The 14025-nt window shown below is 72.4% G+C and carries 12 protein-coding genes; all 12 read left to right on the top strand.

Translation table 11 applies throughout. The annotated features are described in order from the left end of the window. Positions 1-243 precede the first annotated feature (243 nt). The 12 genes from E5N76_RS01470 (at position 244) to E5N76_RS01415 (ending at position 14024) form a co-directional block, all read left to right on the top strand. Positions 244-1749, top strand: a complete 1506-nt coding sequence (locus tag E5N76_RS01470) for an oligosaccharide flippase family protein (protein WP_149535521.1) — start codon at positions 244-246, stop codon at positions 1747-1749. After that, entirely contained in the window at positions 1749-2813 is a 1065-nt protein-coding gene (locus tag E5N76_RS01465; protein ID WP_149535520.1) for a glycosyltransferase family 4 protein, read from the top strand. The genes E5N76_RS01470 and E5N76_RS01465 overlap by 1 nt, the downstream gene beginning before the upstream one ends. Then, a complete protein-coding gene (locus E5N76_RS01460; RefSeq protein WP_149535519.1) occupies positions 2814-3989 on the top strand; it encodes a glycosyltransferase in 1176 nt (391 codons plus the stop codon). A 10-nt stretch (positions 3990-3999) separates the two neighbouring features. Further along, on the top strand, positions 4000-4881 hold the full coding sequence (locus E5N76_RS01455) for a glycosyltransferase family 2 protein (RefSeq protein WP_149535518.1): 882 nt from the start codon (positions 4000-4002) through the stop codon (positions 4879-4881). Continuing rightward, the gene (locus E5N76_RS01450; protein WP_149535517.1) at positions 4878-5741 is read left to right on the top strand and encodes a glycosyltransferase family 2 protein; all 864 of its coding nucleotides are present in this window, start codon (positions 4878-4880) and stop codon (positions 5739-5741) included. The genes E5N76_RS01455 and E5N76_RS01450 overlap by 4 nt, the downstream gene beginning before the upstream one ends. A 117-nt stretch (positions 5742-5858) precedes the next feature. Continuing rightward, on the top strand, positions 5859-6659 hold the full coding sequence (locus tag E5N76_RS01445; protein WP_149535516.1) for a YdcF family protein: 801 nt from the start codon (positions 5859-5861) through the stop codon (positions 6657-6659). A 49-nt stretch (positions 6660-6708) separates the two neighbouring features. After that, positions 6709-7350 (top strand): sigma-70 family RNA polymerase sigma factor, encoded by a 642-nt coding sequence (locus tag E5N76_RS01440; protein WP_207791828.1) that lies wholly within the window; start codon positions 6709-6711, stop codon positions 7348-7350. Then, on the top strand, positions 7347-7661 hold the full coding sequence (locus E5N76_RS01435) for a hypothetical protein (RefSeq protein ID WP_149535515.1): 315 nt from the start codon (positions 7347-7349) through the stop codon (positions 7659-7661). The genes E5N76_RS01440 and E5N76_RS01435 overlap by 4 nt, the downstream gene beginning before the upstream one ends. Further along, positions 7658-8095, top strand: a complete 438-nt coding sequence (locus tag E5N76_RS01430; RefSeq protein ID WP_149535514.1) for a periplasmic heavy metal sensor — start codon at positions 7658-7660, stop codon at positions 8093-8095. The genes E5N76_RS01435 and E5N76_RS01430 overlap by 4 nt, the downstream gene beginning before the upstream one ends. 5 nt (positions 8096-8100) lie before the next feature. After that, positions 8101-9510 carry an efflux transporter outer membrane subunit gene (locus tag E5N76_RS01425; protein WP_149535513.1) on the top strand — a complete coding sequence of 470 codons (1410 nt, stop codon included), beginning with the start codon at positions 8101-8103 and terminating at the stop codon, positions 9508-9510. Positions 9511-9536: 26 nt separating this feature from the next. After that, a complete protein-coding gene (locus E5N76_RS01420; RefSeq protein ID WP_187829904.1) occupies positions 9537-10829 on the top strand; it encodes an efflux RND transporter periplasmic adaptor subunit in 1293 nt (430 codons plus the stop codon). Between the two features lie 18 nt (positions 10830-10847). Then, positions 10848-14024, top strand: a complete 3177-nt coding sequence (locus tag E5N76_RS01415) for an efflux RND transporter permease subunit (RefSeq protein WP_149535511.1) — start codon at positions 10848-10850, stop codon at positions 14022-14024. Position 14025 lies beyond the last annotated feature (1 nt).

The raw sequence follows: 14025 nt of genomic DNA, 5'->3' as shown, positions 1-14025 counted from the left end.
CCCCTTAATCCCCATGAAGCTGCGGCGCAGCTTCATGGGGACCCCGGAAGGATCTTCCGGGCAGCGCCGCGCACAGGCCATCGCGGCGAAGCCGCGCTGGCCACCGGGCGGTCCGGTGCGAAGGCCGGGACCACCGGCCAGCGACCACCGGCCGGTCTTTCGCCCGACGCAACCTTCCCTTCGCTTGACCGGGCATGGCCGGGGGTGCGACGCCCGGCGCGACCTGCGGAATCCCAGACCCCTATGTCAGACCCCATCGCCCGTGCCGGCGCCCGCGCCATGGTTTCCGGCGTGTTCTGGAATGCGCTCGGCCGCGGCCTGCCGCTGCTGCTGGCGCTGGCGCTGACGCCGGTGCTGGTGCATCAGCTCGGGCTGGAGCGCTGGGGGCTGTTCACCCTCGCCCTCGCCCTGGTGGGCGTCTTCGGCGTGTTCGATTTCGGCGTCGGCCAGGCGCTGACGCGGGCGGTGGCGGAACGCATCGGCGCCGGCCGGGCGGAGGAAGCCACCGGCCTGGTCGCCGCCGCCCTGGCGACGCTGGCCGGCATCTCCCTGCTCGCCGCGGCCGGGCTCTGGCTCGCCGTGCCGGCGCTGGTGCAGCGCCTGCTGAGCGTGCCGGAGGCGCTGCAGCCCCAGGCCATCGCCGCCTTCCGGGTGATGGCGCTGGCGGCGCCGCTGGTGGTGCTGAATGCCGCGCTCTGGGGCGTGCTGGCGGCCTGGCAGCGCTTCCGCGCCGCCAACCTCGTCACCATCCCGGTGAACGTCTTCTACTATCTCGGCCCGGTGCTGGTGCTGCTGGTCTGGGACAGCCTGGTGGGGGTGATGCTGGCGCTGATCGCCTGCCGGCTGGCCAATACGCTTTCCTACACCTGGCTGGTGCGGCCGCTGCTGCCAGGCTTTTCCTGGCGCGGCATCCGGCTGCGGCTGGTGCTGCCGCTGCTGAAGCTGGGCGGCTTCATGACCTTCACCGGCCTCGCCACCCAGGCGCTGCTCTATGCCGACCGTTTCCTCATCGGCGCCATGCTCTCGCTCTCCGCCGTCGCCTTCTATGCGACGCCGCTCGACCTCGTCCTGCGCGTCTGGATCCTGCCTGTGGCCGTCGCCCAGACCCTGCTGCCCGCCTTCGCCGGCACCTTCCTGCGGGACCCGCCGGTGACGGCGGCGCTGCTGCGGCGGGGGGCGCTGGCCATCATGGCGCTGGTGCTGCCGGCGTCGCTGCTGCTGGTGGCGGCTGCCGGGCCGCTGCTGACGCTCTGGCTCGGCGCCGAATTCGCCGCCGGCGGGGCGCGGGTGCTGCAGATCCTCGGCGTCGGCATCTTTTTCTCCTGCCTCGCCTTCGCCCCCAACGCGCTGCTGGAGGCGATCGGCCGGCCGGATGCGGTGGCGGGGCTGGTGCTGGCGGAGGCCGCCATCTTCCTCCCCCTTGCCGCCCTGCTGCTGCCGCTGCTGGGCATCGAGGGCGCGGCCATGGCCTGGGCGCTGCGGGCGGCGACGGATGCGCTGGCCAAGCTGCTCCTCGCCGCCCGCCTCTACCCGCCGGCCGCCGAGGCCGCGCGCGCCCTGGCGCCGCCCCTGGCTGTGGCAGGGCTCGGCCTCGCCGCGCTGCTGGCGCTGCCCGCCCTGCCCTGGCTGGTCGCCGGCGGTGCGGCGGTGCTGGCGGCCTTCCTCCTCGTCGCCTTCCGCGCCCTGCCGGAGGAGGACCGCCTTGCCCTCCGCCATCCCCGCAGCCTGCTGCGCCTGGGGTCCGCCTGATGCTGGCAATCAATGGCCGCTTCCTCAGCCAGCGCATGACCGGGGTGCAGCGCTTCGCCCATGAGGTGACGGCGGCGCTGGATGCCATGGCGGCGGAAGGCGCGCTGCCCGGCGCCGCGCTGCTGCTGCCCGCCGGTATCGCCTCGCCCTTCCCGCATCTGGCCCCGATCCAGGGCCGGTTGCGCGGCCAGGCCTTCGAGCAGCTCGAACTGCCCCTGCTGGCGCGTGGCCGGGTGCTGCTCAGCCTCGGCAACACCGCGCCGCTCGGCATGGGCGGGCGCCAGCTCGTGGTGCTGCACGATGCCGGCGCCTTCGACACGCCGGAGAGCTATTCCCGCGCCTTCCGCGGCTGGTACCAATTTCTGCACCGCGCCCTGCCGCGGCTCGGCGCCCGCCTCGCCACCGTCTCGGAATTCTCCCGGGGCCGGCTGGCGCATCACCTGGGCATTGCCCCGTCCCGCCTCGCTCTGGTCGGCGAAAGCGGCGAGCACATCCTGCGCGAGACGCCGGACCCCGCCCTGCTGGCGACGCACGGGCTGGAGCGCGGCCGCTTCGCCCTGGTCGTCGGCACCCGCGCGGCGCACAAGAATCTCGGCGGGCTCGCGGAGGTGGCCGGGCTGCTCGGCCGCCACGGCATGAAGCTGGCCGTCGCCGGCGCCGTGGACCCCGCCGTGTTCCGCGCCGAGGCCGGCCCGGCCGGCGCGCATGTCGCCCCCCTCGGTCGCGTCTCGGACGCCGAATTGCGGGCGCTCTACGACCACGCCCTCTGCCTGCTCTTCCCCTCCCGCTACGAAGGCTTCGGCCTGCCGCCCATCGAGGCGATGAGTTGCGGCTGCCCGGTCATCGCCTCCGCCACCGCCTCCCTGCCCGAGGTCTGCGGCGAGGCGGCGCTGTACTTCGACCCCGACGGCCCGCGCCGCCTGGTGGATGCGCTGGAACGGCTCGTCACCGAACCTGGCCTCGCCGCCCGCCTGGCCGAGTCCGGCCGCAGCCGCGCCGCCGGCTTCACCTGGCGCGGCGCCGCCGGGACCCTCCTCTCCCTCCTGCCCGGGAGCCCCGCCTGAATGAAGGTCGCCCTGGTCCATGAATGGCTCGAGAGCTATGCCGGCTCCGAACGGGTCTTCGAGCAATTCATCAAGCTCTGGCCGGAGGCGGATCTTTACGCCGTCTGCGACTTCCTGCCGGAGAAGGAACGGCACTTCCTGAACGGCAAGCCGGTGCGCACCAGCTTCATCCAGCGCCTGCCCGGGGCGCGGCAGCATTTCCGCAAATATCTCGGCCTGATGCCCTATGCGGTCGAGCAATTCGACCTCTCCGGCTATGACCTCGTCGTCTCCTCCTCCCACGCGGTCGCCAAGGGGGTGCTGACCGGGCCGGATACGCTGCATGTCAGCTATATCCACTCGCCCATGCGCTATGCCTGGGACATGCAGGCGCAATATCTCCGCCAGGCCGGGATGGAGCGGGGGCTGCAGAGCCTCACCACGCGTTGGCTGTTCCACCGGCTGCGGCTCTGGGACCGCAGCTCGGCCGCGGGCGTGGACAGCCTGATCGGCAACAGCCGCTACATCGCCGACCGCATCCTGAAGGTGTGGCGGCGGGAAGCGGCGGTGATCCACCCGCCGGTGGATGTGGAGCGCTTCAGCATCGGCACCGCGCCGCGCGGCGACCATTACCTGATCGCCGCCCGCATGGTGCCCTATAAGCGCGTCGAATTGGTCGCGGAGGCCTTCCGCCGCATGCCGCAGCGGAAGCTCGTCATCACCGGGGACGGGCCGAATCTGGGGCTGGTGCAGGCCGCCGCCGCCGGTGCGCCCAACATCGAATGGCGTGGGCATGTGCCGCAGAGCGAACTCGTCTCGCTCATCCAAACGGCAAAAGCCTTCGTCTTCGCGGCGGAGGAGGATTTCGGCATCGGCATGGTGGAAGCCCAGGCGGCCGGCGCACCGCTCATCGCCTTCGGGCGCGGCGGGGCGAAGGACATCGTCATGCCGGGCACCGGCATCCTCTTTCCCGAACAGACGCCGGACTCGATCATCCAGGCGGTCGAGGCCTTCGAAGCGGCGCCGCCCATCTCCGCCGAAGCCTGCCGGGAAAACGCCCTGCGCTTCTCCGCGGAGAGTTTCCGGAACGCCATCCAATCCCACGTCGCCACCCTCTTGAGAGGGGCTTCGCCCCCCTCAAACTCCCCCCACCAAGGGCCGGTTGGACATACATGTCCAACCCCTTGGAACCCTTGAGTTTGCCGGCATGACCGCCCCGCGCTTCTCCCTCATCGTCGCCACGCTCGGACGGACGCAGGAACTGGCGGAGCTGTTCGACAGCATCCTCCGGCAACAGCGCACCGACCTCGAAGTGATCGTGGTGGACCAGAACCGGGACGAACGCCTGACGCCGGTCATCAACGGCTACGCGGACAAGCTGCCCCTCCTCCGCCGCCGCAGCACCATCAACAACGCCAACAACGCGCGGAACCTCGGGCTGCAACTGGCGCGGGGCGAGATCGTCGGCTTCCCGGACGATGACTGCCTCTACCCGGACGGCCTCCTCAACCAGGTGGACGCGGCCTTCGCCGCCGACCCTGCCCTGCACCTCCTCACCGGCCCGGCCGCCTCGCCGGAGGGCGGGCTCGGTTCCGGCCGCTGGCACGACGCCGCCGGCCCCATCACGCCGCGCACCGTCTGGACCAGCGTCATCGAGTTCAACCTCTTCCTCCGCCGTCCCGCCGCCCTCGCCCTCGGCGGCTTCGACGAGAAGCTCGGCCCCGGCACCTGGTTCGGCTCGGCCGAGGGCAATGATCTCGTGCTGCGGGCCCTGGCCGCCGGCTACAAGCCGGTCTACGCGCCACACCAACGCATCATCCACCCGGACAAGCGGCTGACGCCGGTGGCGGTGGCCCGCGCCGCCGCCTATGGCCGCGGGCTGGGCCATGTGATGCGGCGGCACCGGCTGGCGCCCGGCATCTGGCTGCCTTTCGTCATCCGCCCCATCGGCGGGGCGCTGCTGAACGCACTGCGCGGGCGTTTCCTCGCCGCGCGGTATTTCCTGGCGAGCCTGGCCGGGCGGGTGCAGGGCTTCCTCGCCCCGCGCAGCCAGGCCGTGCTGGCCCCGCTGCAGGAGGCGCCGCGATGAGGCTCGCCATCGGCATCGCCACCCGCGGCCGCCCCGCCATATTGGCGGAGGTGCTGCAGGAGCTGGAGCACCAGACCCGCAAGCCGGACCGCATCCTGGTCTGCCACGTGGCGCCGGAGGATGTGGGGGAGAAGCGCCCGGGCGTGGACTACCTCATCGCCCCCGCCGGCCTGCCGAAGCAGCGCAACGCCATCATGGCCGCCTGCAGGGATTGCGACCTGCTGCTGTTCCTGGACGACGATTTCCTCGCCGCCCCCGCCTACCTCGCCGCGACGGAGGCCGCCTTCGAGGCCTGGCCGGATGTGGTGGTGACCACCGGCACCGTGCTGGCGGATGGCGCCCGTGGCCCCGGGCTGAGCCTGGCGGAAGGCCGCGCCGTCCTGGCGCGCGACACCTATGCCGGCGCCTGGCTGGATGCGGCGCCGCATTTCAACGGCTATGGCTGCAACATGGCGGTGCGCCTGGCGACGGTGCGGGCGCATGGCGTCCATGTGGACGAGGCCCTGCCCGCCTATGCCTGGTACGAGGATATCGACTTCACCCGGGCGCTCGGCCGGCATGGCCGCATCCTTCGCCTGGCCGCCGCGCGCGGCGTGCATCTCGGCGTCAAGGTCGGCCGCACGCCGGGTTTGCGCCTGGGTTATTCCCAGGTGGCCAATTCCATCTATCTGGCGCGCAAGGGCACCTATCCCTGGGATCATGCCTTGCGCAGCATCGGCCGCCATTGCGCGCTCAATCTGGCGCGGAGCTGGTGTCCGGAGCCCTGGGCCGACCGGTGGGGCCGTTTCAAGGGCAACATGCTTGCTTTTGCCGATCTCGCGCGCGGCCGCATGTCCCCGGGACGCATCAATGAGCTTTAAGCATGGCTTCCAAAGGCCCTGCCGCCTTATGAGGACCACATCGGCGATGCTCCGCAGCGTCGAGGGGAGCCCTCCTCGGGGGAGCGCGAGGGGGCAAAGCCCCCTCGTGGGGCGCTGATGCAGGACGTGCTCTATGTCCTGTCCAAGCTGTTCTGGCTGCCGGCCCGCCCCGGCACCTTCGCCCTGCTGCTGGGCCTGATCGGTCTGGCCGCCCTGTGGCGCGGCCGCCGCTGGGGCCGCTGGCCCTTGCTGGCGGGTCTCGGCTTCTACCTCTCGCTGCTGGTCCTGCCCCTGCACCAATGGGTCCAGCTCCCGCTCGAGGACCGCTTCCCCCGCCCGGCCGAGGAGCCCGCCCATATCGACGGCATCGTGGTGCTGGGCGGCGCCGTGGAGCAGAACCTCACCGAGGCCCGCGGCCTCCCCGCCCTGAACGGCGCCGCCGAGCGCATGACCGAGCCCGTCGCCCTGCTGCGCCGCCATCCGGAGGCGCGGCTGATCTTCACCGGCGGCCAGGGCTCCCCCCTGCACGGCGGCGTCACGGAAGCCGAGGTGGCACGCCGCCTCTGGCTCTCCCTCGGCGTGCCGCCCGACCGCATGGCTTTCGAGACGGCCGCCCGCAACACCCATGAGAACGCCGTCAACACCCTCTCCCTGGCGGCGCCAAAGCCTGGAGAAACCTGGCTGCTGGTCACCTCGGCCAGCCATATGCCGCGTTCCATGGGAGTCTTCCGCGCCGCCGGGTGGCGGGGGATCGCTGCCTGGCCGGTCAACTACCGCACCGGCCGCACCCTGGCCGTCTGGTACGATGCCAGCTTCCCGGTGCGGCTCGGCGAATTCGAATGGGGGCTGAAGGAGTGGGTCGGGCTGCTCGCCTACAGGCTCATGGGCCGGACGGAGGCGTTGTTTCCCGCGCCATGAATACCGTGTGGGTTGCGTGCCGGCGGCGCGTATCAGCCATCGACACGCCATGCCGCACGCCCTCGCCCTCCCCCGCACGCTCGCCGACGCGCCCGCTCCCTGGCGCCGCGACGCGCCCGCACCGCCGCGGCGCATGATCCCGCCCTCGGCCGACGATGCCGCGCTCATGCGGGCGGCGGCGGCGGGTGACCGTTCCGCCTTCGGCCATCTGGTCCATCGGCATGGCGAACGCACCCTGCGCATCGCGCTGCGCGTGCTGGGGCAGAAGGCGGAGGCGGAGGAGGTGGCGCAGGAAGCCCTGCTGCGCGCCTGGCAGGGGGCAGCCGGCTTCGACCCGGAGCGGGCACGTTTCACCACCTGGCTGCACCGCATCGTGGTGAACCTCGCCATCGACCGCGCCCGGCGCCAGGCCACTGCCGGCCTCCGGGCCGGCCCCGAGGCCCTGGCCGAATGGGCCGATCCGGCGCCCGGCCCGGAGGAACGGGCGGTGGCGGCGCAGGAGGAGGCGGGGCTGCGCGCCGCCCTCGGAAAACTGCCGCCGAAATACCGGGCGGCGATCGCCCTGGCCTATGAGGAGGGGTTGAGCGGCGCCGAGGCGGCGGCGGCGCTCGGGCTTTCGGAACGCGCGCTGGAAGGGGTGCTGTACCGCGCCCGCCTGGCGCTGCGCCGGCATCTGGAGGAAGGGTCATGACCCGCGAAAACTGGGAGGATGGCGCGCTGGAGGCGGCGCTGCGCCGCGCCCTGCCGCGGCCGGACGCCGCCGCGGTGGCGCGGCTGGAAGCGGCGGTGGCGCGGCGCATCGCCCGCGCCCCGCTGCCGGCCCCGCTGGGGCCGATGGGCCAATTGCAGCGCCTGCTGCCCTCGCTGGCGCCTGCCGGCTGGGGGGCACTGGCGGCCGGGCTGGGCTGCGCCCTCTGGCTCGGCCTGCACCCCGTCAGCACGGCGCCGATCGACCCGCTGGGGCCGCTGCTGTCCCTGCCCGTGGCCGGGGAGTTCCTATGAGGCTGGGACGGCAGACCATATTGGCGGCGCTGCTCGGCGCCTCCGTGGTGGTGAACCTGGTGCTGGGCGGGGTGCTGCTGGCCCAGCCCGGGCGCGGCCATGGCGGCCCCAGCCGCGGCTTCGAGCGGATGATCGGCCGGCTGGAAGCCACCCTGCCGGAGACCGACCGGCCCCGCTTCCGCGAGGTGCTGCAGGCGGAACGGCCGCGCTATGCGGAGGCGCTGCAGGCGCTCCGCGCCTCCCGCGCCGAGGTGGATGCGGCGATGCTGCGCCAGCCCTTCGACCCCGCCGCCCTGCAGCAGGCCATGGCCCGCTCCTCGGAGCGCTGGGTGGCGTTCAGCATGCAATTCGGCGAGGCCCTGTCCCAGGCCCTGGCCGCCATCTCGCCGGAAGGCCGCGCCCGGGTGGCGGCGGCGGGCTCGCCCGGGGAGTGAGCGGCTTGGCTATTCTTCGCGGGGCGGCGCTGCTGCTCGCCCTGCCGCTGCTCGGCGGCTGCGACTGGCTGACCCCCGGCCCCACCACCTCCGGCCTCGACCTGCCGGCGCGGCTCAGCGATGCCGCCGGCGACGCCGCCTGGCCCGACCCCGCCTGGTGGCGCGGCTTCGGTGCGACGGAGCTGGACGGGCTGATGGCCGAAGCCATGCAGGCCAACAACGACATGGCCGCCGCCGCGGCGCGGATCCGCCAGGCCGATGCGCAGCTCCGCATCGCCGGCGCGGCGCTGCTGCCGACGGTGGATTTCGCCGGCCAGGCCAGCCGCAGCCAGAGCGGCAGCGTCAATACCGCCAGCGTCACCGGCGCCCGTACCGCCAGGGTGCGGGTCACCTCCTCCGACCGCATCGCGCTGTCCGCCAGCTACGAGGTGGATTTCTGGGGCAAGAACCGGGCGGCGACGGAAGCCGCGGAACAGGCGGCGCAATCCGCCCGCTTCGCCTGGGCGACGGTGATGCTCACCACCCAGGCCTCGGTCGCCAACACCTATTTCGCCCTGCTGGCCTATACCGAGCAGCTCAAGCTGCAGCAGCAGAATCTCGAGATCGCCGAGCGGGTGCGGCAGGTGATCGCCGACCGCCTCTCGGTCGGCACCGCCGGCGGGCTCGACCTCGCGCAGCAGGAAACCGTGGTGGCGCAGCAGAAGGCGGCGATCCCGCCTTTGGCGCAGCAGGTGGCGCAGAACCGCAATGCGCTGGCCACGTTGATCGGCCGGGCGCCGGAAGGGATCACCCTGGCCGCCGATGTCTTCACCCGCATCGCCGTGCCGCGCGTGCAGCCCGGCCTGCCGACGGAGGTGCTGGCGCGGCGGCCGGACGTGCTGAGCGCCGAATCCGACCTCGCCGCCGCCCAGGCCAATGTGGTGGCGGCGCGGGCGGCGCTGCTGCCCTCGGTCACCCTCACCGGCTCGGGCGGCTACACCTCGCTCGCGCTGGAGACGCTGCTACGCCCGACCTCGATCATCTTCACCCTCACCGCCGGCATCGCCCAGCCGATCTTCGAGGGCGGGCGGCTGCGCGGCCAGGTGCAGTACAACGAGGCACGGGCGGCGGAGCTGCTGGCGACCTATCGCGGCGCCATCCTGGCGGCGCTGGTGGATACCGAGAACGCCCTGGTCGGGCTGCGCCAGAGCACGGAGCAGGAGACGCTGCAGGCCGAGGCGGTGCGCATGGCCGAACGCGCCTACGCCATTTCCGAGGCGCAGCTCCGCGCCGGCACCATCGACCTCGTCACGCTGCTGAACACGCAACAGACGCTGTTTTCCGCCCGCAACACCTTGACCGCGGCACGCCTCGCCAGGCTGCAGGCCGCGGTGGGGCTGTTCCGCGCCCTGGGCGGGGGCTGGGGGACCCTATGACGCATCACCCGACATCCACCCAACCCGTGCCGCCCGCCACCACCTCCCCGCTCGGGGAGGGACCGCCGCCCCCCGGCGGCAAGGCCAGGCGCCGGCCGCTGCGCCGCGCCCTCCTCGCCCTGCTGATCCTGGCCGTCCTGGCCGGCGCGGGGGCGGGCGGCTGGTACTGGTGGCAGCAGCGCCAGCAGGGCCAGGGGCAGACCGCCGCCGCCGGCTCCGTGCTGCGGCGCCCCGGCGGCCCCGGCAACATCCCCGTGCCGGTGACGGCGGCGGCGGCGCGGGTGCAGGACCTGCCCATCATGCTGGAGGCCATCGGCACGGTGCAGGCCTTCAACACCATCACCGTCCGCGCCCAGGTGGACGGCCAGCTCCTCGAGATCGCCTTCACCGAGGGCCAGTCGGTGAAGCAGGGCGATGTGCTGGCGCGGATCGACCCGCGCAGCTACCAGGCGGCGCTGGACCAGGCCATCGCCAAGAAGGCGCAGGATGAGGCGCTGCTGGCCAATGCCCGGCTGGATCTGCAGCGCTACGCCCAGCTCGCCGCCAATGCCGGCGTTTCCCGCCAGCAGCAGGACACGCAGCGGGCGACCGTCGCGCAGTATGAGGCGGTGGTCGCCTCCGATCAGGCGGCGATCGACGCGGCGCGGACGCAGCTTTCCTTCACCACCATCCGCGCGCCCATCGATGGCCGCGTCGGCCTCCGGCTGGTGGACCCGGGCAACCTCGTGCGCTCCGGCGACGCGACCGGCATCGTCACCGTCTCGCAGCTCCAGCCCATCGCCGTCACCTTCACCCTGCCGCAGCAGGAGGTGGCGCGGGTGCTGGATGCGCTGGCCAGGGGCCCGGTGCCGGTGACGGCGCTGCGCCCCGGCGGCACGGCGGAAGGCAGGCTGCTGACACTGGACAATGCGGTGGATCCGCAGACCGGCACCATCAAGCTGAAGGCGGTCTTCCCGAATGAGGATGGCAAGCTCTGGCCCGGCGCCTTCGTCAATGTGCGGCTACAGATCGAAACCCTGCCGCGCGTCACCACCATTCCGCTGGTCGCGGTGCAGCGCGGGCCGGAAGGCAGCTTCGCCTTCGTGGTGAAGCCGGACAACACGGTGGAGCAGCGCAGCCTCCGCCTCGGCGTGCTCACGGCGAATGACGCCGTGGTGCTGGGCGGCATGGCGGCCGGGGAGCGGGTGGTGACCTCCGGCGGGCTGCGGCTCAACCCGGGTACGACGGTGGCGATCAGCGAGGATGGCGGGCAGCCGGCGGCGCCGCCTGCGCCCGGCCAGCGCCGCATGCGGCCGCGCCAGGCGGCGGACGCGCGGTAGCGGCGGCACGGCCGGGCCATGAACATCTCCGCCCCCTTCATCGCCCGGCCCATCGCGACCTGGCTGCTGGCGCTCGCCCTGCTGCTGCTCGGCGGGCTCGGCTATCAGCGCCTGCCGGTCTCCGCCCTGCCGGAGGTGGATTTCCCCACCATCGAGGTGACGACCAACCTGCCCGGCGCCTCGCCGGAGACGGTGGCGCTGCTGGTCACCGCCTCGCTGGAACGCCAGCTCGCGCCGATCTCGGGGCTGACGGACATCGTCTCCGTCTCCGGCCCCGGCACCAGCCGCATCACCCTGCAATTCGCGCTCGACCGCGACATCGACGATGCGGCGCAGGACGTACAGGCGGCGATCAACGCGGCGCGCGGCACCCTGCCGAGCACCCTGCCCTACCCGCCCACCTATGCGAAGGTGAACCCGGCGGACCCGGCCATCATCACCCTGGCCCTGACCAGCGAGACCCTGCCGATCCACCAGCTTTCCGACGCCGCGGATACGCTGCTGGCGCAGCGCCTGGCGCAGGTGAGCGGCGTCGGCCGCGTCGTCGTGCAGGGCAGCATGCGGCCGGCCATAAGGCTGCAGGCGGATCCCAGGCGGCTGGCGGCCTATGGGCTTTCGCTGGAGGATGTCCGCAGCGCGGTGACCGCGGGCAACGTCAACACGCCGAAGGGCAGCGTGGACGGGCCGCGCCAGGCCAGCGCGGTGATGGCCAATGACCAGATCCAGGCGCCGGAGGATTTCGCCAACCTCATCATCGCCTACCGCAATGACGCGCCGGTGCGGCTGCGCGATGTCGGCAGCGCGGTGCGGGACCTGGAGAACACGCTGAACGGCGCCTGGTACGACGGCCACCCCGCCGTGCTGATCGATGTGCAGCGCCAGCCCGGCGCCAATATCGTCCGCACGGTGGAGCAGGTGCGCGGCCAGCTCGCCATGCTGCAAAGGGCGCTGCCGACCGGCGCCAGCCTGCATGTGGTGGCGGACCGCACGGAGACCATCCGCGCCTCGGTCCATGACGTGCAATTCACCCTGGTGCTGGCGGTGTTCCTCGTCGTCGCCGTCATCTGGCTGTTCCTGCGCAGCCTGCGCGCCACCATCATCCCGGGCGTCGCCCTGCCACTTTCGCTGCTCGGCACCTTCGCGATCATGGCCTTCTGCGGCTATTCGCTGGACAACCTCTCGCTGATGGCGCTGACCATCGCGACCGGCTTCGTCGTGGACGACGCCATCGTGATGATCGAGAACATCGTCCGGCTGATCGAGGAAGGGAAGAAGCCGCTGGACGCCGCCTATGAGGGCGCGCGGCAGATCGGCTTCACCGTGGTCTCGCTCACCGTCTCGCTGGTCGCGGTGTTCATCCCGCTGCTCTTCATGCCGGGGGTGGTGGGGCGGCTGTTCCAGGAATTCGCCCTGGTGCTGACCATCTCCGTCACCGTCTCCATGTTCGTCTCCCTGACGCTGACGCCGATGATGTGCGGCCAGCTGCTGCGGCATGAGGCGGCGGGCGGCGGCTGGGTCGGCAGGGTCTTCGAGCGCGGCTTCGAGGCGGTGCGCCAGGCCTATGGGCGCAGCCTGCACTGGACCCTGCGCCACGAGGGGGCGATGCTGCTGCTGGCCACGGCGACCGTCGCCGGGACCGTCGCGCTCTACGTCTTCATGCCGAAGGGCTTCCTGCCGCAGCAGGATACCGGCCTCATCATCGCCACGGTGGAGGGGCCGGAGGATGCCTCCTTCGCCCGCATCTCCGCCCTGCAGCACGCGGCGGCGGAGGCGATCGGCGCCGACCCGGATGTGGTCGCCGTCACCTCCGTGGTCGGCGCCGGCATCGTCAACCCGGCCTCCAATACCGGCCGCATCACCGCCGTGCTGCGGCCGCGGGAGGAGCGGGCGCTGACGGCGCAGGAGATCGCGCTGCGCATGCAGCCCGCGCTGGACGCGCTGCCCGGCATTTCGGTGCACCTGTCGCCGGTGCAGGATATCCAGATCGGCGCCCGCCCCGGCGCCAGCGCCTACCAGTACACGCTGATGGCGCCGGACGGCACCGAGCTGGCGCGCTTCGCCGGCGAGCTGGAAGCGCATCTGCGGCGCCTGCCGCTGTTCCGCGACCTCGCTTCCGACCAGCGCGACGGCGGCCAGCGCGTCACGGTGGAGGTGGACCGCGATGCGGCGGGGCGGCTCGGCGTGACCATGCAGGCGATCGACGACACGCTGTACGACGCCTTCGGCCAGCGCCAGATCAGCACCATCTACGCCCAGAACAACCAGTACCGCGTGGTGCTGGAGGCGACGCCCGAGATCCGCGACGACCCGAGCGTGATCGGCCAGCTCCGCGTGCCGGCGACCAGCGCGGCGAGCAGTGCAACGACGACGACGACCGCCACCACCCAGGCCTCCGGCAACGCGCAGGTGCCGCTGGCCGAGATCGCCCGCATCGGCCGTGCCGCCGGGCCGCTGACGGTGACGAAGCAGGCGCAATTCCCGGCCATCACCCTGAGCTTCGACCTCGCCCCCGGCGCCTCCCTCGGCGCCGCGGTGGAGGCCATAAGGCAGGCGGAGCAGGAGCTGGAGATGCCGAACACCATCATCGGCAGCTTCGCCGGCGATGCGGCGGAGTTCCAGCGTTCGCTGCAGGGCGAGCCCTGGCTGATCCTCGCCGCCATCATCGTCATCTACATCACGCTCGGCGTGCTCTATGAGAGCGTGATCCACCCGGTCACCATCCTCTCCACCCTACCCTCCGCCGGCATCGGCGCGCTGCTGGCGCTGCTGGCCTTCGGCCTCGACCTGTCCGTGGTCGGGCTGATCGGCATCGTGCTGCTGATGGGCATCGTGAAGAAGAACGCCATCATGATGATCGACTTCGCGCTGGAAGCGCAGCGCGACCATGGCCGCGCCCCGCGCGAGGCGATCATTGAGGCCTCGCTGCTGCGCTTCCGCCCGATCATGATGACGACGATGGCGGCGCTGCTCGGCGCCCTGCCGCTGATGCTGGAGACCGGGACGGGCTCCGAGCTGCGCCGGCCGCTCGGCGTCTCCGTGGTGGGCGGGCTGCTGCTGAGCCAGGTGATCACCCTCTACACCACGCCGGTGATCTACCTGGCGATGGAGGATCTCCGCCGCGCCGCCCGCCGGCTGGTGCGGCGGCGGGCGGCGGCGCCCCAAGGGGGAGCCCAGGGCGGGGCGCCGGCAGAATAGC

The sequence above is a fragment of the Siccirubricoccus phaeus genome (genome assembly GCF_008360935.1).
GTDB classification, from domain to species: Bacteria; Pseudomonadota; Alphaproteobacteria; order Acetobacterales; family Acetobacteraceae; genus Siccirubricoccus; species Siccirubricoccus phaeus.
This window is presented reverse-complemented; position numbering and strand designations above follow the sequence as displayed.

What these genes read in the sequence shown, in the direction of transcription:
- E5N76_RS01470 (WP_149535521.1), top strand. Translation starts at nt 244, where the DNA reads ATGTCAGACCCCATCGCCCGTGCCGGCGCCCGCGCCATGGTTTCCGGC.
- E5N76_RS01465 (WP_149535520.1), top strand. Translation starts at nt 1,749, where the DNA reads ATGCTGGCAATCAATGGCCGCTTCCTCAGCCAGCGCATGACCGGGGTG.
- E5N76_RS01460 (WP_149535519.1), top strand. Translation starts at nt 2,814, where the DNA reads ATGAAGGTCGCCCTGGTCCATGAATGGCTCGAGAGCTATGCCGGCTCC.
- E5N76_RS01455 (WP_149535518.1), top strand. Translation starts at nt 4,000, where the DNA reads ATGACCGCCCCGCGCTTCTCCCTCATCGTCGCCACGCTCGGACGGACG.
- E5N76_RS01450 (WP_149535517.1), top strand. Translation starts at nt 4,878, where the DNA reads ATGAGGCTCGCCATCGGCATCGCCACCCGCGGCCGCCCCGCCATATTG.
- E5N76_RS01445 (WP_149535516.1), top strand. Translation starts at nt 5,859, where the DNA reads ATGCAGGACGTGCTCTATGTCCTGTCCAAGCTGTTCTGGCTGCCGGCC.
- E5N76_RS01440 (WP_207791828.1), top strand. Translation starts at nt 6,709, where the DNA reads ATGCCGCACGCCCTCGCCCTCCCCCGCACGCTCGCCGACGCGCCCGCT.
- E5N76_RS01435 (WP_149535515.1), top strand. Translation starts at nt 7,347, where the DNA reads ATGACCCGCGAAAACTGGGAGGATGGCGCGCTGGAGGCGGCGCTGCGC.
- E5N76_RS01430 (WP_149535514.1), top strand. Translation starts at nt 7,658, where the DNA reads ATGAGGCTGGGACGGCAGACCATATTGGCGGCGCTGCTCGGCGCCTCC.
- E5N76_RS01415 (WP_149535511.1), top strand. Translation starts at nt 10,848, where the DNA reads ATGAACATCTCCGCCCCCTTCATCGCCCGGCCCATCGCGACCTGGCTG.